Annotated in this window: 13 protein-coding genes and 1 pseudogene; 2 read left to right on the top strand and 12 right to left on the bottom strand. The window is 58.8% G+C overall.

The genetic code is table 11. The annotated features are described in order from the left end of the window. Positions 1–51: 51 nt before the first annotated feature. From U5A56_RS33300 to U5A56_RS33315, 4 genes are all read right to left on the bottom strand, one after another. A complete protein-coding gene (locus tag U5A56_RS33300; protein WP_124522511.1) occupies positions 52–354 on the bottom strand; it encodes a putative quinol monooxygenase in 303 nt (100 codons plus the stop codon). 14 nt (positions 355–368) lie between these two features. Continuing rightward, on the bottom strand, positions 369–1,424 hold the full coding sequence (locus tag U5A56_RS33305) for an Ldh family oxidoreductase (protein WP_124522512.1): 1,056 nt from the start codon (positions 1,422–1,424) through the stop codon (positions 369–371). Between the two features lie 147 nt (positions 1,425–1,571). Then, positions 1,572–1,991, bottom strand: coding sequence for a cupin domain-containing protein (locus tag U5A56_RS33310; protein ID WP_124522513.1), 420 nt, complete (start codon positions 1,989–1,991; stop codon positions 1,572–1,574). Between the two features lie 585 nt (positions 1,992–2,576). Beyond that, positions 2,577–3,458 (bottom strand): GntR family transcriptional regulator, encoded by an 882-nt coding sequence (locus U5A56_RS33315; protein WP_321926772.1) that lies wholly within the window; start codon positions 3,456–3,458, stop codon positions 2,577–2,579. A gap of 322 nt (positions 3,459–3,780) precedes the next feature. Between U5A56_RS33315 and U5A56_RS33320 the strand changes: the two genes are divergently transcribed. Together U5A56_RS33320 and U5A56_RS33325 are read left to right on the top strand one after the other, a co-directional pair. Next, on the top strand, positions 3,781–4,842 hold the full coding sequence (locus U5A56_RS33320; RefSeq protein WP_124522516.1) for a lactonase family protein: 1,062 nt from the start codon (positions 3,781–3,783) through the stop codon (positions 4,840–4,842). A gap of 913 nt (positions 4,843–5,755) precedes the next feature. Continuing rightward, entirely contained in the window at positions 5,756–7,063 is a 1,308-nt protein-coding gene (locus U5A56_RS33325) for an MFS transporter (RefSeq protein ID WP_124522517.1), read from the top strand. 222 nt (positions 7,064–7,285) lie between these two features. Here U5A56_RS33325 and U5A56_RS33330 read toward each other — a convergent pair whose 3' ends face one another. The 8 genes and pseudogenes from U5A56_RS33330 to U5A56_RS33365 form a co-directional block, all read right to left on the bottom strand. Further along, positions 7,286–8,743, bottom strand: coding sequence for an amidase (locus U5A56_RS33330; protein ID WP_321926775.1), 1,458 nt, complete (start codon positions 8,741–8,743; stop codon positions 7,286–7,288). A gap of 36 nt (positions 8,744–8,779) precedes the next feature. Beyond that, entirely contained in the window at positions 8,780–10,009 is a 1,230-nt protein-coding gene (locus tag U5A56_RS33335; protein ID WP_321926776.1) for an MFS transporter, read from the bottom strand. 22 nt (positions 10,010–10,031) lie between these two features. Then, positions 10,032–10,970 carry a transporter gene (locus U5A56_RS33340; protein WP_124522520.1) on the bottom strand — a complete coding sequence of 313 codons (939 nt, stop codon included), beginning with the start codon at positions 10,968–10,970 and terminating at the stop codon, positions 10,032–10,034. 78 nt (positions 10,971–11,048) lie between these two features. After that, positions 11,049–12,197, bottom strand: coding sequence for a helix-turn-helix domain-containing protein (locus U5A56_RS33345; RefSeq protein WP_321926778.1), 1,149 nt, complete (start codon positions 12,195–12,197; stop codon positions 11,049–11,051). Between the two features lie 272 nt (positions 12,198–12,469). Further along, complete coding sequence (locus U5A56_RS33350) at positions 12,470–13,084, bottom strand: TetR/AcrR family transcriptional regulator (protein WP_124522522.1); 615 nt, start codon at positions 13,082–13,084, stop codon at positions 12,470–12,472. 180 nt (positions 13,085–13,264) lie between these two features. Next, a pseudogene (locus tag U5A56_RS33355) lies at positions 13,265–14,725 on the bottom strand (efflux transporter outer membrane subunit); the annotation flags it as partial. Further along, complete coding sequence (locus U5A56_RS33360) at positions 14,722–17,862, bottom strand: efflux RND transporter permease subunit (RefSeq protein WP_321926780.1); 3,141 nt, start codon at positions 17,860–17,862, stop codon at positions 14,722–14,724. The pseudogene U5A56_RS33355 and the gene U5A56_RS33360, both read right to left, overlap by 4 nt. Continuing rightward, the gene (locus U5A56_RS33365) at positions 17,859–18,974 is read right to left on the bottom strand and encodes an efflux RND transporter periplasmic adaptor subunit (protein WP_415749252.1); all 1,116 of its coding nucleotides are present in this window, start codon (positions 18,972–18,974) and stop codon (positions 17,859–17,861) included. Before U5A56_RS33365 ends, U5A56_RS33360 begins: the two co-directional genes overlap by 4 nt. Positions 18,975–18,990: the final 16 nt, after the last annotated feature.

Here is an 18,990-nt window from a genome sequence, read left to right on the forward strand (position 1 = left end):
ACTGAGGTGTTTGGAGGCGGCGGTCGTGGTTTGACGAATAGCCGCCTGGAATCACGCGTGGTGCATGAGCTGCTTCGAGATGGTGTTCACCTGGCTGCCGGGTACCACGCATTCGGCAGCAGCTTCGCGCCATTTGGCAAAGTGCGGCGCTGCACGGTGTGCGTCGATGGCAGCTTCGTCGTCATACAGCTCATAAAAGTGGAAGTGCAGCGGATCCTTCGTATCCTGCAGCACGTCGAAATATTTGCAGCCAATTTCGTCGTTGAAGGTACGCGTCGAGTTTTCCTTGATAGCGGTGAGGAACTTCTCGAGTTTGTCGTCGTGAACTTTCAGCGAAACATGCAAAGCAAGCATTCTGTCGATCCTCATTAGACAGCGTTGTTTTTTGGGAGGGCGACGCTAGACTCGGTAGCCAGCTTCTGCATGCTGTGCCACGTGTTGTCCGCGAGTGTGATGCCCGATTTGAGCAGTCGGGCGGTATTGCGGTCTTCGATTTCGCCGGGGAAGAAGATTTCGTCGACACCTTGAGCCGTGGGCACCGATTTGACGTCGTCGATGAGATCTTTCATTCGTTGCTCGAATTCGTCTGCCGGCATCATTGACTTCACATCAATCGTGAGGAGCATGTGGCCGGCACCCGAGACTTTGTCCGCCTCGTATGGACCGACGACCTTCGAACCGAAATTGCTTCCGGTCAGAACACCCGCGAGCACATCCATCATGAACGAAATGATGTAGCCCTTGTGGCCGGCCATCGGTAAGATGATTCCGTGAATTGCCTTGGCCGAATCGCTCGTCGGCACGCCGTTTTCGTCTGCCGCCCAACCCTCCGGGATAGGCTGATTGCGTTCAGCTGCCAAATAGATCTTGCCTCGTGCAACAGCAGTATTCGCGATGTCCAGAACAGCGATGCCGCGATCACCGCAGGGAGCTGCGATTGACCATGGGTTCGTACCCACGGCTTTTTCGCGGCCGCCCCAAGGCGCCATTGCGGGGCTTGCATTCGTCGCAAGAATGGCGACACAGCCTTGCTCCGCTGCTTTGCGTGTGAAATACGCTGCGGTGCCGAAGTGGTTCGAGTTACGCACACCAATTGCGCTCACGCCGAACTCTCTCGCTCGAGCGACGCCGAGGTCAACTGCTTTTGCCGTCAGGACCTGACCGATGCCATGGTGACCGTCCATTACGGCAATCGCCCCATTATCTACGATCAGTTCTGGCTTCGTCTGCGCGGACATCACGCCGGTACGCAGGCGATCGACGTACCATGGTAACCGAAGCATTCCGTGCGAAGAATGGCCCCACAATTCTGCTACGACCAGGCTATCGGCCAGTAGGTGTGCATCGGAGGCGGGGACGCCCAAAGATTCGAGAACGGCTTCGCCGAATCGGCTCAACCCTTCCGCCTGAACGATGTATGGCATGAAATCTCCTGGTCAAACAAATACATACTTAGGACTGCATATTGATAATCGAGCTACGAAGGAAACTGAGCGACCGTGACACGACTTGGTAATGAAAAAGGCCTCGAGTGCTTGAGTCGCGCGCACCATCGCCACGCGCGCCAGTGCTTAACGCTCGATGTGTTCAGCCGAGACAGGAGCGGTTGCCCCCGTTTCTGTCAGCGTACGAGTGGCTTCGGGATTTGCGTAAATCCACAGGATCTTCATCCCTTCCTTCTTCGACAGGTTGCGGAAGCGGTGATTAACATTCGGCGGGATGAAGGTCACGTCATGCTGCTTCAGCTCGTACTCGAGGCCATCGATGTCCAGAATCGCGTTGCCTTCCATTAGTACGACGCTCTCCTGCACATTGTGACTATGAAAAGGAATTTCTGCTCCCGGGCCGAATGACGTGTAGCCGGTGATGAAGCTCGAGGTGCCGACTTCGCGATTCACCAGTGGAGTCGTCCGTGCGCCGCCGCCTCGCTCGTAAGTCGGGAGGTTTTCGGACTGGAGAAGTGCTGCGCCAGAAGGGGTACGCGGAATCATGAGGAAGCCTCCAAAGTTTGCCTGATGGCGGTCCAGCCATCAGTGGGGACAGCGCGCGCTCTGCGCCCGACGCTGTGAGCAACAAGTGATGGCCTTCTCGGCTACATCATGGAAATCAGTATAGCGTTTTATGAGCAAATAATGCAATAAGGGTTGGCGTTTTCCCTTAGAGACTAAAACATCTTGCCGCCCAACGGTTCGATCGGACGCCGCGTTATGGTTAGCGTTGCGGCCGCGCCAAGCAGGGGGCACGGCAACTGCAACCTGTGGCCCGCCGGTGTGCGCGATCGCACGTGTCGTGCAATCGGTGCTAAAAGTGGGGGTGAGGCGCTGAACCGTCTAGTGCTAATACAGGGGAGAACGCGATCGCGTTAGAGGACTGCCGTCACATATCGGTGTCGTGACGGGGGGCTATAGATGGTTCTGTAAGCCGGTAAGCAACGGTCGACGGGGGCCGTGAGTCAAGGCATCAGCGATTAGGGCGGAGACACCCGATCAGCTGCAATTCAGCGCCGGAGGAACGACGCTGCGACATTTCTTATTGATCGTAAGAATTCCCAAAATAAAGGGTCTGAAGTGTTATTTTCAAGCCTGCTGTGTATCAGTCATGAATATCGCGGCAGATCTGGCTTTTGCACGGCGTGCTCCCTCGATATGTTCGCGCAGAAGGCTGGCCGCCTTCAACAAATCCTGCGCGCCGATAGCGTCGAGAATTGCAAGGTGCTCAATGGCTTGCTGCTGTCGTGGCTTCCGAGCTCTGGCCTGTCGATACTCGACCAGTCGTCGGAGGCGGTCCGTACGCCGCACCGATTGCATGATGAATCGATTGCCGGACCACTTTGCAATCGTTTCGTGGAATTCACTATTTGCTTCGAAAAGCTCGATCGAGGTCATCGTGAGGTAGCCGCCATCAACGATGTTCTGTTGGCGGCGTCGTAGCTGAGCCAACTCAACGGTGTTGCACTTGAAGGAAGGCGCAAGCACGCCGACCGGTTCGATGGCAGCACGGAAAAAATAGCTTTCTTCGTAGGCCTCAACCGAATCAATCATGGGAAGAAACTGCCAGCCATGCCCGACTTGGCGCTCCAGCCACCCTTCTTCCTGCATATGCGACAGGACTTTGCGAAGGACGCTACGGGCCACGCCATACTGGCGCATCAAGTCCGCTTCAGATACGACGTCGGGCAGACGGCGCGCAAGCCGGTCTTCTGCAATCTGCAGATAGAGCGGTTCGTCGGGCTCTTCGAAGAATTGTTTGGCGATATCGTTTAATTCACGCGCCGGCTTCGCCAGAAAGTACCCGCGGTTGTGGTCATGAATGAGAACACCCATGTCCGCGAGGTACCTCAGAGCGACATTGACAGGGGTGCGGGACGTACCAATGCGCTCGGCAAGCACCGACTCGGCCAGGCGTTCGCCCTCGGACATGTCGTCCCGCCGGGCGAGGGAAATGATTTCCCGCGTCACACGGGTTTGCAGTGGAGTGAGTGGCATCGTTCAAGAGGGGGCAAGCTACGGCAGCTGAAAGTGCCTCTGCGGGGGCATCGAGTGCAGTTCCGTGCCCCAGAGGATCCTCTACCAATTTTGCCACATCCACGGCTGTCTCCCTTTCAGATTCCATGTCCTCAGGGTGATGCACGCAGATTTTTCACGGGTCACGTCTTTACTGTGTGCATTTTATGGTCATAGAATGCATGAAACTGATGGGCAAATTTGCTCACTGGCGCGGTGCCCGGCTGCTCTGGGCAGACGAATTTTGCTTTTTTAGTCCGTGTGAGGTTGAGGACACATGTCCCAGAAATTCGCATATGTTGGATGCCGGACGACCCGCGAGCGTAATGCCCGCGGTAAAGGCATCGCGCTTTACCAAATCTGCCCCCGTAGTGCGGAGTGGACGCTCGTTGAAGTCTTCCCGGCGCTCGATAACCCCTCGTTTCTCGCGCTGAATCGATCTCAGACCTTTCTGTATACGGTGCACGGAGATGGGGAGCAAGTGAGCAGTTTCAAAATTGCTCCTGAATCGGGCCGATTGACCCACGTGAGCACGGTCTCGTGCAACGGCAGAAATCCCGTGCACCTGGCGTTCTCCGCAGACGAACACTGGCTTAACATCGCGAACTACGCGACCGGGAATGTTTCCAGGATTCCGGTGAATGCGGATGGGACTCTCGGGACGTCGAATGACATCATCGCGTTCACTGGCATTCCGGGCCCGCACTCTAAGGAACAGAAGGGCTCGCACCCCCACCACATCTCGCGATACCAAACATCCTTTGCTGATTCAGATTGGCATATCGTGCCGGACAAAGGCATTGATTGCGTGTCCGCAGTGCGGTGGTTGTCAAACGGAGCATGCGAAGTTGTAAGCCAACATTGGGACGCGGGCTCCGGACCACGCCACGCCGCATATCACCCCTCCTTGCCTCTTGTGTACGTGGCGAACGAACTGAATTCCACGATGACCGTGTGGAAGTTCGATGTAGAGTCCGGAAAGCTTACGCCCCTGGACACGATCTCAGTGCTGCCGCTCGAGTTTGATGGTGATTCGAGTGCTGCCGGCATCGTGGTTACGGCCGATGCAAAGCAACTCTTCGTCTCTAATCGCGGCAGCAACACCGTCGCGTCAATTTCACTGGACGAAACCGGAATGCCGAGGCATGTTGGCTGGACCTCCTGCTGCGGCGAGTTCCCGCGCTTCATCGGATTGGATCCCGAGAACCAACACCTCTTCGTGGCCAACGAGCGGACCGATACCATCATCGAGTTCGATGTGATGGCGGATGGCTTGAAGCCGACAGGACAGGTCATCGAAACCGGAAGTCCTGTCTGCATCGTGTTTAGTCAGCGATAAGCTACGAAGGCGAGGTCGGCCACGGTCGTCGCTCGGCTGGGCTAACTTATATTGCGTCGTTCGCTCAGAATGTGAATGGAAATCAAATCCTTCGCAGGCTTGCGAAGTCTCGTGTGCGTAAGGGTTGGATAGCGCGCTTAGGCGGGTCGACTCTGTTTGACGGTAGTGCTGTATGGCGCTTCGCGAGTTTCTCTTCGGATACAAATAGATCGACGATCCGGTTCTGAACGCGCGGCTTGATGTCCATCCGAGACTGTTCAGCGACCGCCGGAATCCCGTCGCCGAATGCCGATGCCCAAAATGGACCCGGTCCAGCATCTCGCGACTGTAATCCATCGAAACGCCCGGCGTAAGTGGACGCCGAATTCCTGTCTCCGTCATCCGTTAGCCCAAGGGGTAAGGCCGATGCGTCGCAGTCACGCTCGCCGTTTTTTGCTCCAGTCCCTATAAGCCCTTCACGGGGGCAAAGTTACTGCCGGCTCATATTACGTTCTCGTAGGTATTTTCACCGAGGGATGCAGGGCCATGTTGCACACGGGGCTATGTGCGTTCTATGATTATAAAAAGCAATATGGCTCGCGTCAGTTCCAGATGACTGTCTACTCAGGAAGCAACGACGTTCGGCGAGGCGAGGCTGGGCCGGTCCCTCTTGCGGTTCGCGGCTGTGCGTCTCGACGCGCCGGTGACGGAAAGGATTGTCGAGCCGGACTTGGATGACCCCAGGAGTGCGCGTGTGGCGCGCGTGGGTAGATTCTTGCCAAAGTGTTTTTCTAGTAAACAAAAAGCTTTGAGGCCGGCGATCGACGGCCGCCAAAGCACCGATGGGTGCAGTTCATAGATGCCCATTAGTTATCAACCGACTTTGTAGAAATACCACGGGCGTCAAGATCGCCCGCTGATTTCGGAGACAACCATGTCGTATCGACGAGGCTGGATTGCAGTTTTTTTGTTTGCACTTGCGATGATCAACTACATGGACCGCATCGCGCTGTCGATTGCGGCCAAGCCAATTGCCGCAGAGTTCAAGCTGTCGGCAGTAGGTATGGGTTACTTGTTCTCTTCTTTCATCTGGAGCTATGCGCTTTTCCTCATCCCGATGGGCATCCTTATCGACCGCTTTGGCGCGAAGCGCATGGCAGGGGTGGGGATCTTCATCTGGTCTGCCGCGACAGCTTTGACCGGTGCCGCAGGAAATTTCGCGAGCCTCCTGGTCGCCCGTCTCGTAATGGGTGGCGGTGAATCGGTGAGCAATCCGGTCGGCGCAAAAGTCATCCGTCAATGGATTCCGGCCACCGAGCGGGGCATGGTTACGTCAATGTTCAACAGTGGCTCCTATGCGGGTCCGGCGATTTGCTCGGTTTTCTTGGGAGCCCTCGTTGCCGCGTACGGATGGCGTTTCTCGTTCGTCGTCGCCGGCGCCATCGGCTTCATCTGGCTTGTTGCATGGATGCTTTTCTTCAACTCGCCGGAGAAAACCAAGTGGTTGTCCAATGAGGAACGCGTGAAGATTTTGCGTGAGCGCGACTCGAAACCTGCTGCGTGCTATACCTCGGAGGCTGCGAGCGTCGATCAAGCTTCGTCAGGTTTGTCGTCGCTGCTGCGTTCGTCGACGTTGTGGGGGCTTGCTCTTACACAGGGTTGCAATGTGTACACCCAGTATCTGTTTTTGACGTGGCTGCCGAGCTATCTGCAGGCAAGCCGTCACCTGAGTATCTCCAAGACAGGCGTATTTTCGGCTGTTCCCTATGCGGCAGCGGTCATTCTTTGCGTCGCAGTCGGACGTGTCAGTGACCATTACCTCAAGAAGAGCGGTGTGGGGACTGGCCGTCGTCGTAATGCAGTTGCGCTCGCAATGCTTACCGGTTCTGCCATCCTGTGCGTACCGTTCACGACCAACCTCGCTGCGCTGCTGCTCGTATTCTCGGTGACGCTTACTGGTATCGCTTCGACGACATCGCTGAATTTCGCATTGTTGAATGACTTGCTCCCAAGCTCAAAGGATGTTGCAAAGGCGATGGCATTCGTAGTTGTGGGCGGAAACATCTTCGGCATGATTGCTCCTATCGCCACCGGCTATGTCATCGATGCGACTGGCAGCTACGACTATGCATTCGTCATCGCCGGTGCCCTGCTTGTCGTTGGAGCCTTCATAGTATTGACAATGACTCGCCGTCCGATTTTGCCCCAATCGAAATCATCGCGAGTTCAGGCCGCGGCATAGTCGCAGGTTTGCTACAGGACGAGGCGACGAATAGCCGAACCGTTCGTCGCCTGCGTCGTTGCGTTAGAACCGCTGCGATGTTGTAGATGCCTCGGCGTGATCATTGCTCAAAGCGCGCTTTCGGTTTTCAATGCATCGTCCGGCACTCGGTGCGACTGAGCGCATCTTAAGGGAAGCCGTCTCATTTGGCGCCTTGCGTAACACGCACACGTATCGGCGCGCTCACGATGTCGGTCGGCCGCCCCGGATCGGTGGGGTGCGGTCGCCCCAGGGAGCGGCGTGCTCGAGCTGCGCAGCGAGCGAAAACAGCAGCGACTCCGCACCGAACGCACCCGCAAAATGGCTGCCGACCGGCAGGCCTTGTTCGTCCCAGTAAAGCGGCACCGACATCGCCGGCTGGCCGGTCGCGTTGAACCATGCGGTAAACGGAGAAAAGCGATGCGACCGTTCGACGAGTTCGCGTAAGGACTGCGTATCGTCGGTCGTGGTCAGTTCGGCTGGCGCGAGCGGCGGCATCGCGAGCGTGGGTGTCAGCAGCACGTCGTAGCGCTCCATCAATCGGCCGAATGTCCGGCCTAACGCATGGATCCAGTCGACGGCACCCGCGTATTCGGCGCCGCTCGCGTTGCCCTTTTCGCGCAGGATGGTGCGGGTGCGCGCCTCGACTTCGTCGTCGCGTACCGGATTGCCTCGCTCGTTGCCGATCATCTCCATCAGTGCGCGGGTTTGCGAGCCGATGATCGTGAATACGCGGTCATAGAACGCTTCCGAATCGACTGGGCATTCCAGCGGCTCGACGTGGTGTCCGAGCGAGCGCAGCAACTCGACGGTATGTTCGAGCGCGGCTCGGCATGACGGATGAAGCGGCCACGGCGGCGCTTGCTCGATCACGGCGATTTTCAGCGGCTGCGGATCGCGCTGCGTGGCCGCGAGAAAGCTTTCCGTTTGGCACGGCGCCGCATAGGGCGCGCCGGTATCGGCACCCGCGGTCAGGTCGAGGAGAGCGGCACTGTCGCGAACCGAGCGCGTGATCGCGTGGTTGATGCCCATGCCGGCCCATCCTTCACCGATCATCGGGCCATTCGGCGTTCGCCCGCGCGTGGGTTTCAGGCCGAACACGCCGCAGCAGGACGCGGGCACGCGCAGCGAGCCGCCGCCGTCGTTGCCGTGCGCGAACGGCAGCACGCGGGCTGCGACGAGCGCCGCCGCCGCTCCGCTTGACCCGCCGGCGCTCACGTTCGGATTCCACGGGTTGCGCGTGACGCCGAAACGCGCCGACGACGTGCAATACGACGTGCCCAGCTCCGGCGACAACGAGGTTCCCGCGATCGGTATGCCCGCGCGTCGCAGGCGTGCCACCAGTTCGCCATCGAAGTCGGGCCGGTAGTCGCCGAACAGAAACGATCCGTTCGCCATGCGCGCGCCGCGCACCGGCATGAACAGGTCCTTGATCAACGTCGGTACGCCGGCGAGTACGCTCTCGCGCCCGGTGACGGACGATGCCGCCTGTCTTGCCGTGTCGTCGAGTCGCTCGGCGACGGCATTCAGCGCAGGGTCGACCGTGTCGAGGCTGGCGAGCACGGCATCCAGCAATTCCGTCGAAGTCACTTCTTTCGCGCGAACGAGCGCCGCGAGTGCGATGCCGTCGTGCGTGGCGATGAGGTTCTGGAAGTCTTTCATGGGTCTATGGTTCGAGGACGAGGAGAGGTAATAGGATCAGTCGTCGCGGCGGCTTCGAAGCGCGGGCAGCAACCACAGCAGTGCCGTGACGGCCGTACCGCATGCGATGGCGACGACGGCGGCACGCAGCCCGCCGAACGTCTGTGCGCACACGAGCACGACCAGCGGGCTGACGAACTGGCCGAGATAGAGCGCAGCCGTGAAACCGCCCAGACCGCGACCGCGCATCGCGAGCGGCAGCCTGCGCATCAGCGGCAGGATTGCGTTGGGAACCAGCATGCCGCCGCCAAAGCCGTGAATCACGACCGCCACGACGATGGCCGGTACCGTATGGGCACGCGCCAGCAGAGACAGGCCCGCCGCCAGCAGTGCAAGGAGCGTGACGTTGACGAAGCGCCGGCCGAGCGCGTCGCGCAACCATGGCCACGCGATCGAGCCGGCCAGCGTCGACAGCAAGCCGATACCGGCTACCGCGCCGATCATCGTCGACGAGTGCTGCCCGATGTCGACCATCAGCTGAGGCATCTGTACCGGGACCACGAATGAGCTGACCATCCCGACGCAAATCAGCGCATAGCCGACCGCGAGCATCGGCACGAGCTTGCCGCCGGACAGCGGTGTGCCGCCGTCGCCGTGTTCGGCGGGCTGACCGTCGCGCAGCGGCTCCCACAACACGGCGGCGATCGCCGGCACGAGCAGGATCGGCAGCAGATAGAGATAGAACGGATAGCGCCATGAATGCTCGCCGGCTGCGCCGCCAAGCACGAAAAACACCGTACCGACGATGCCGATCGTGACGACCTGCCGGTTCACGTAACGCACCCGTTGTTCGCCCCGCCAGTAGTCGCCGATCAGTGTCGTGCAGCACGTCATCACGCACGCTTCGGCGGCCCCGAGCGCGAGCCGGCAGACGAGGATCGCGGTGAGATTGTCGAGCCATGCCGGCGCAGCGCCGACCAGCCCGTACACGAGCGTCGCGAGCAACAGCAGCATCTTGCGTCCGACGCGATCGGCAAGCCAGCCGGCGAGCGGCGCGCACAGTGCGATCGCGAGCGCGGGGCCCGTCGCGACGAGCGGCACGAGCGCGGCCAGCCGCGGGTCGGCCGGCACGAACTCGGCCGCGAGTTTCGGCAGGATCGGCGCGATCATGACCGCGCCCATGACGGTGAGGCTGCTGCCGAGCAGCAGCACGGCACCCTGGCTTGCACCGGCTTGCCTGACGGCCGGTGTATACGGCGCGGCGTGCGTTGAAGAAAGCGGATTCATCGATAGCTCCCGGATCGGAACATCAGAACGACAGCGCCGCACGCAGCGCGATCTGGTAACCCTGCGCGCGATTTTGCGCACCGAATTCCTTGTAGGCGTGCAGCCATACCGCGGGCTTGCCCGGCTCGGCGTAGCTGATCGCCGGGCCCAGCGCGTTCACGCGTGCGCGATTGCCGTCGACATTGGGGCCGTGGTCGTTGCTCAGTTGGCGCTCGATGTAACCGCCCAGGCCCGCCGTGAACGGGCCAATGTGCTGGCCGACCGCGAATTCCTGGCGGAACCCCGTGCCGCTGCGATAGTTCGTCGCGCGGTTGGTCGTGTTCTGATCGATCTCGATGCTGGTCGAGATTTCGAATCCGCTGTCGGTGATGTATGTCGCGCCGATGATCGGCGAGAAGGTCCAGTGGTTGACGCCGGGATTGAAGAGCCGCGTGGCGCGATAGGCGCCCGTTGGCGCCTGCACCTGCAGCGCGACGTTGACGAACAGATTGGGCAGCGTCCACGCGAGGATCAGCGGTTGGAAGTCCGCATCGCCGATGTTGGTCGGATTGGCCGACATCGCGAGCGTTCCCGCGGGCGTCGGCACGTTCACGTGTCCGTTCAGGTTCAGGAACGGCACGATCGCGCCGAAGCCGACGTTCGCGCCGAACAGCTTCGCGTTCGTCATCCGGATGTACGCGAGGCTCCACGACGCGACCGTCAGCGAGAAGTCGGCGTTGCCGCCATTGCGGATCGTGTGCGTCGAGTAGTACGCGAAGCGTGTGGCGAGCGTGCCGTTCGGCGTGGGCGGCGGCGTCATGCCCGCGCCGAAATCGAACACGCCGAACGGCGTGATGGGGCCGTCGTTTTCGAGCGCCCGGGCGGTATTGCATGCGAGCGTGGCCGCCAATGCGCCGATCGCAACGGTGGTCGTGCGTGTGCGGCGGCGCCGGGCGCCGTGCGCACATCTCAGGATTTTCATCGTGCCGTTCCCCGTACAGTTGAAAGGTGTACGGAGTCTAGGAACGTCAAAATCCGGCGCGTTATCCGCTTTTGGTAATTATCGCGGTGGACGTTTGAGGGTGTCGGATGGCAGTTCTCCGAACAGTTCCCGGTAGTGCGTCGCGAATCGGCTGAGGTGCCAGAAGCCCCAGCGGCATGCGACGTCACTGACCGACGCGCTGGCGGGAGACTGCTCGCGCAGTTCGCGGCGCACGGCATTGAGCCGCACCACGCGCAAGTACCAGGCCGGATGCGTGCCGAGGATTTCCTCGAAGCAATACTGCAACTTGCGCCGGCTGGCGCCTACTGCGTGGCACACGTCGAGCACGGTCAGTGGAACGCCGGGCTGCGAGACCACGAGGTCGCGTACGCGGTCGACGACGCGACGCCGCGCGGACGGCGTGAGGCGAACGGACGGGCCGGCCGCTTGCAGCGCGTCCGCGAGTTCGACCAGAATGGCGTCGCGCAGCGCCTTGCGCGCCTGTCGATGCGCGAGGGGCCGCTCACACGTATCGGCGGCGGCAAAACCGGTGACCAGCAAGGATTTCAACGCTTCATAGCGCGCAGTCGGCACGCGTGCGATGCGGGTGTCACTCGACAGCATTGCGTCGTCGCCGCCGTGATCGCCGATCCATGCCAACTTGCGTAACGCGTCGGTCGGTACCGTGAGCAACACGACATCCTGATGGTCAGGTGTGCGCAATTCGGGCAGCAATGTACTGCCGGAGACGAGCAATGCCTTGTCGCGCAGCGGCGTGCCGCCGCAGTATCCGGAGCCCGCGGTTTCCAGCGGGATGCTGAACGACGTGCCGCCGGCGCGCTGATGCCCACGCTTGAGCAGCGAACGATTCACGCGTTCGCGCAACAGCTGCATGCCGTCGAAGCGAATCTCGTGCAGCGTTCCGTGGAAAGGTCCGGGTGAGAGCTGATCGAGGCAGATCGACCAGCCGTGCGTGCATTCGGCGAGGCTGTCGACGTCATTGCAGGCGAAGCGCCGGCTGAACGGCAGCGAGGCCGACGCATTGGCGATAGGCTGCGTGTCCGACAATGGGTTCTGCTGCATGGTGGCCGGGCAGTTGGGAACGGGGTGCGGCCACATTGCGGATACAAAAAACAGTTGGCAATGCGTTTTTACCCGGGCGTTAGCGAGCAGGCTTTCGTCGCGGACACCGTGAGCCCAAGCAGCTTCGGAATACCCATTGACCATCAGATTACCTAGGTGAGCGAATATGGGTGAGCAAAGATATTTCACTAATCAGCTATTACCGGAGATGATCGGGCCGGATATCCGAACTGTTCCAGATAGCTCGTCGGCGTTGCCTCCTTCCGAGCCGCGTTGATATCGACTCATGATGCAGATTCTAGCTGTGCCGGCTAACACGTCCGCACCTTCTTAGATAGCTGATAAGGCTTGCTGACGAGCGATTGCTTCAGCGACTATCGGTGACGTCACGGAGCAGGAAAAGGCTGAGGCATTGACTACGTACCACCAGGTGCCACGCTTTCCATAGCAAATCTCAGGATCGACTCGATGATTCCGGAACGTGTTAGTGTTGGATTGAGCATCGCGTACGGGTACAGTCCGTCGCACAAGCTAATCAATCCCAAAGCGATCATTTCGGCAGGGACCGACAGCGAAATGGCCGCCTCGTTGGCCAACCTGCTGAGTAAAGATGTCAGGCGCTCCCACTCAGCTCGAAGTAATGCGTTGTAGTGCACACGAAAGTCGACGTCTCGGATGGCGAGCAGTTTTGCCTCGACCCAAAGAGGCTGCATAGGTTTGGCCTGAGATGCATTAAAGTGATATGCGTATACCATCGCTGTAAGCTGCTTGCTGACATCATTGGCATTGGTCATTGACTGGTACGCCCGACTTCTTCGGTCATGATCGCGTCTCAGCAACTCAATCAGCAATTCGCTTCTGTCACGAAAATTCGCGTAGAAGGCCCCGCGGGAATAGCCGGCGGTTTCCGCGATTTCTTGAATGCTTGCTGCGGCATAACCCTTCTTCAGGAATATTTCGTGCGCTGCTTCCAGCATACGCTCGCATGTCTGCTCGTTGCTTTGTTCACGCGTCAGGCGCTCATGTCCCATGTTCTTAGACTCTAAAGTAGATGTCGACCCATGTTCCTGACACAGCAGGCTCGAATAGGAATTAGTACGTTAGCGGCGAACGTCAAAGTCCTTCCTCATAGGGTACTTGGCATTGTCGTCAAAAACCACTTCCTTGTGGTTTGGTTCTTCATGCTCCGTTCGGGTATTCATAGCCAACGCCCCCATCGCATGGAACAGCCGGGCAGTATCTGCGAGACGCCCCGCGGATGAGCGGATCTCGTTCAACCGCGCACTTTGATACTCCTCGTCGGTGGAACGCGCGGCTGACAGCGGCAAAGCGCCGAGTCGCGCCCGTTCCATTGCCTCGTTTCGCGAAACGAGGGCGGCGGCCGTGACGTTGTTCCATGCTCGCAACTGTGAGGCATCTGCATCAAGCGACGTCAAGATGTCAGCTACGTCCTGGAACGCGGTTAGCACGGTAGCCCTATAGTTTTCGACTGCTGCATCGTAGTGCGCCATAGCTGCCTCTCGCTGTGCGTAGAGCGCCCCGCCATGAAAAAGTGGCTGGGTAAGAGATGCGCCGACACTCCAGACGGCACCCACGCCGGACAGCAATGCTGGCCAACTGTAACCTGCCTTACCCATTGATGCGGATAGCGAGATTTGCGGAAACATCTGCGTAGTCGCCGCGCCGACGCTCTCAGCGGATGCCTTTAATGTGGCATCTGCGGCCTGGATGTCAGGTCGAAAGAGCAGTAGGGAGGATGGAACCAAGACCGGCACGTCTTCGGGAAGGTGTAGATCCGACAGCGGAATATCGGCCGGCGCCTGATCTGGTGTGCGGCCCAGTATCACTGCGAGGGCGTGTCGTGTAGTTTGAAGTTGCTGACGCAGGACGGGAACATTGGCCTCCAGTGTCGCGAGGTTTTGCTGTGCGCGAAGTACGGCATCGTGCGATATGGCTCCAAGATGATGGCGTTCCGCCGCCTCGACAGCCTGCTGACGGGATAGAGCTACGAGGCGTTCGGTTGTATCGATTCGTTCATGGAGGTCTCCAATAGTGATTACGGCTGTCACGATATTAAGTGCTAGCGCCTGCCTGGCCGCCTCGAGCTGCCATGCGCTGGCATCGACCCGCTTAGCTAATGCCAGGTTAGCAAAGCGTGCTGCACCAAACACGTCAACCGTGTAACTCGCCTGCAGTTGACCTGCGAAAGTGTTGTAAGGAGAATTCTCCGCTTCTAACTGAGGAATGGGGGGCAGCGATCTCGCACGTGTAGTCTGACTGCCGGCATCGATCTCCGGCAGCATGGTGCTGCCGATTTGTGCGCGAAGTTGTTCGCGGGCAGCCATCAAATTTTTCTCAATTGCACCAAGCGTCGGGCTCTGCCGAACTCCTTCGTCAACAAGAGAGTTGAGAGAGCTCGAGCAGTACAGCTTCCACCAATCGGAAGTGGGTACTTTACGTGCCTGGAAGCGTTGGGCCACACCACTAGCTACGACTGATGTCGCGTCTATTGGTGCTGCTCCATAGTGGGTGGGCAGTCGCATTGCCGGTGGATCGCCATTAGGAGCGAACAGTGAACAACCTGCGAGAGTGGTGCTGCAGCACAGTGCAACAATGTGTCTGACCAAGTTTGCCACCCACGTGTCGCGGTCGACGGAAACGCATTTTGTCATTTCTTCCCCTTGGTCGAGGATACTGCAGCGGTATCGTCTTCGCCCGCTTTCACCCGAAACCACGTTGCATAAAGCGCCGGAAGATAAAAGAGAGTCAATGCCGTAGCGCTTGTGATTCCACCCATCAGGGCGGTACCCATCGGGCCGAAGAAGTTCGATCGCAGCAGTGGAATCAGCGCGAGCACTGCTGCGGCAGCCGTCAGCACTATGGGCCTAAAGCGCCGTACCGTTGCGCCGACGATCGCATCGAGGGGCTTGCATCCTGAGGCAACGTCCTGCTCGATCTGGTCGACGAGAATGACACTATTGCGCATGATGATGCCGAACATCGCGATCACGCCAAGCATCGCAACAAATCCGAATGGCTGACCAAAGAGAAGTAGCGCGCCCACCACACCGATAAGGCCGAGTGGTGCCGTCATCACTACCATCAGCACACGGGAGAAGCTCTGCAACTGGATCATTAACAGCGTGAAGATCGTCACGATCGTCAACGGCAACTGAGCATAGATCGATGCTTGGCCTTTTCCACTTTCCTCGACAGATCCGCCTATCTCGATTCGATAGCCAATCGGCAACTGTGTTCGCAACGCCTCGAGCGAGCGGTCGATCGTGTGGGTAACGTCAATACCCTGCGTTCCCGCGCGCACATCAGACTGTACGGTGATCGTCGGTTGCCGGTCGCGCTCCCAGATCACGCCATATTCAACCGTGTTGCAGAAGCGCCCGAGCGAGCCGAGCGGTACCGGGCCGTTCGGTGTCGGAATCGCAAGTGTAAGCAGGCGTGATGGGTCGACGCGCTCAGCTTCGGGTGCCCGGAGGTCAACGGCGATCAGTTTGTCCCGCTCACGATACTGGGTCGCGGAATAGCCGGATAGCGTCATCAGAAGGAAGCTGGATACATCCTGAGATGTTACGTTGAGCTCGCGAGCCTTCTGCTGATCTAATTCAAATCGTACCGAGCGTTCTGCCGGCTCATCCCAATCGAACTGAACATTGACCGTTCGAGAATCCTTGCGCATTGTTGTAGCGACTTTCTGGGCGATTTCTCGCACCATCGCAACGTCGTCGCCGCTTACCCGAAACTGTACGGGGTACCCAACTGGCGGTCCCATTTCTAGGCGGGAGATGCGCCAGCGCACGGTGGTGAATTGCTCTTTTAAGCTTGACTCGAGCCAACTTGCCAGCGCCTCGCGTTCCTCGGTGGACTTCGCAGTTACGACAAACTGGGCGAAGTTCGGTTGTTCAAGTTGCTCGTCAAGCGGTAGATAAAAACGCGGTGCCCCTGTTCCAACAAAGTCCACCGAATGGTCGACTTCATTGCGCCCGGCAAGCATTTTCTCGAGCCGCTGGGCTTCGCGTAGCGTTGCGCTGAACGATGCACCCTCGGGCAACCGCAAATCAATCAGAAGCTCGGGTCGATCGGAACTCGGAAAGAATTGCTGCGGCACGAGCGCAAAGCCGGCGATTGCAAGTGCGAACAACGCGCCCGTTACCGTCAGCACGGCGAAGCGCTTTTCGATACACCAACCGATCCATTGCTGCAATCGCTGGTAAAAACGACTGTTGTAAATGTCTTCTAAATCAGTGTTCTTCGTAGTATGTCGATTGTCGCTAGTACGCGAATCGGCTTTGCTATCGGGCAGCCAGTGAAAACCCAGAAGGGGGATCAGGATAACCGCAGCAAACCAGGACGCAATCAGCGCAATGGTCGACACCTCAAATATCGAACGTGTGTATTCGCCTGTGCTCGATTTCGCAAGCGCGATCGGGAGGAAGCCCGAGACAGTCACCAGTGTGCCTGTGAGCATCGGGAATGCAGTGCTTGTGTAGGCGAACGCTGCAGCGCGCGCGCGGCTGTAACCCTGCTCTAGCTTAACTGCCATCATCTCCACGGCTATGATTGCGTCGTCCACAAGTAGGCCAAGAGCGAGGATGAGCGTGCCAAGGGAAACTTTGTCGAGTCCGATGTCGCACAGGTACATGCCAAGTGCGGTAACGGAAAGTACGACCGGAATTGAGACGGCTACGACCATGCCCGTGCGCACTCCGAGAGACACGAGGCTGACAACAAGCACGATTGCCACCGCTTCACCCACCGCCTCAAGGAAGTCTGCAACAGACTTCGACACGGCATTCGGCATACTTGATACTTGCGTCAACCGCAGGCCAATTGGCAGTTCAGATCGCAATCGCGCCGTCTGCGCGTCTAACGAATGACCCAGGCGGATGACATCTCCCCCAGCCTGCATGGTGACGCCGATGCCAAGCACTGCGTGCCCGTTCATGCGCATTTCGCTAACGGCCGGTTCGTCGTTGCCGCGTTTCACGATGGCTATATCGCCAATGCGCAATGTTCGCCCATTGATGCGCACCATGGTGTTGGCAATATCGGAGACGCTGTCGAACTGTCCGCTTGGACGAATGAACACGCGGTCGGTGGCAGTTGTGAGTGTGCCGGACGACGCAACACTATTTTGCGCATCAATCGCTCGAGCCAACTGCGCAGGCGAGATTCCGAGGTGCGTGAGCTGTGTATTGCTGATCTCGATATAAATGTGCTGGTCTGGATCACCAAAGTAACTTACCTTACCCACTCCGGGCACGCGAAGCAGCGCTGTGCGTAACTGATCGGCGTAATCGCGCAGCTGGGACGAGGAGAAACCATCCCCTTCCAGGGTGTAAACGTTGGTATATACGTCGCCGAACTCGTCGTTGAAGAAAGGACCTTGCACTCCTTGCGGCAAGGTCGTTGCAATGTCGCTGACTTTTTTGCGGACTTGGTACCAGGCTTGTGGTACGTCGGATGTCGGTGCGGAATCCCTCATTGTGAAGAACAACAGCGATTCGCCTGGGCGCGAATAACTGCGTAGGAAATCGAGTGTTGGTGTTTCCTGCAGCTTGCGTCCGATATGGTCGGTCACCTGTTCCTGCACTTGACGTGCGGTTGCTCCCGGCCACAGCGTGCGAACCACCATGACGCGGAATGTGAAGGGGGGATCCTCTGATTGAGCGAGGCGAGTGTAAGCGAGGATCCCAGCTAGCGTTGCGAGCGCGATGATGTAAACGACAAGTGCCTGATGGCGCAAGGCCCAGGCTGACAAGTTGAAGCGTCCTTCTTCGTGAATATCACTCATGGCGTGACGCTCTCACTGTGTAGAGGTGCGATTACGCGTACCTTCTCGCCGGCGCTGACCGTATGGACGCCCTGCATCACCACAAGCTCGCCACTTCTAAGGCCACTGGAGACAGTTATCGTGTGCTCGTCATAGCGTGCCACGCTCACGCGACGTAGCTGGAGCGCGTTTCCCGGATTGGTTACGACCCAAACCGCTGGCGAGTCACCCTCATGGAAAAGTGCAGTCGCGGGCAACGTGTAAAGCGCCGTATCACCCACTGCGTCAGAGGGCCTCTCGAAGGCGATCTCTGCAGTCATCCCTAGATGCACGTGGGCGTCGGGGTGCAGAAGTGAAAGTTTGACGCGATACGTTCTGCTTTGCGGGTCGGCGGCCGGGGCGACTTCGCGTACGCGGGCCGTGTAGATATGGTCCGGCAGGGACGGCAGCCTCACAGTTGCAGGCTGGTCAGGCGCAATGACTTTCAAAACGCTTTCCGGCGCGTCAACTATGGCATCAACACTGTCCGACCAGGCTAACTGATACACCGTTTGTCCAGCTGACACATTCTGGCCGGTATCAGCCAGTTCGGCCGTGATGTATCCCGTGTGATCAGCCACAAGTCTGGTGTACTGCAACTGGTTCCTCGCCAGTTTGAACTGCTCATCCATCTGCTGTTGCTGTGCGAGTGCTGAGGCATATGCGTTTTGGGTCTGTTCGAGCTGTGCTGTCGAGATCAAATTTTGGGTATGCTGCTGCCGATCGCGTACGACCTGCTGCCACGCGTACGTCAAGCTATGCGTGGCAGCTTCCAGCTGTGCTCGGGCACTCGCGAGATTCTTCGCCGGGTCGGAACTGTCGAGCACGGCGACAAGCTGACCTTTCCTGACCGTCTCTCCAAGTTGGACCTTACGCTCAATTATCTTGCCCGCGATACGAAAAGAAAGCGGGGTTCTATATCGTGCCTCGATGTCGCCTGGCAGTAAGATTGAGGGTGTCTCGCTATCAGGATGTGCCGCCTCAGCTATAACTGGTCTCGTTTGTGACGGCGGCTGATTTTCGGAGTGACACGCTGCGAACAGCACGCTGGTGCAGAGGCAGATGACGGCGTGAAAGCCGGAACTCTTTACGATCACTTTTTTCCAGGGA

Origin of the sequence: Burkholderia sp. BCC1998, from assembly GCF_905339875.1 — a bacterium.
Taxonomy (GTDB): Bacteria; Pseudomonadota; Gammaproteobacteria; order Burkholderiales; family Burkholderiaceae; genus Burkholderia.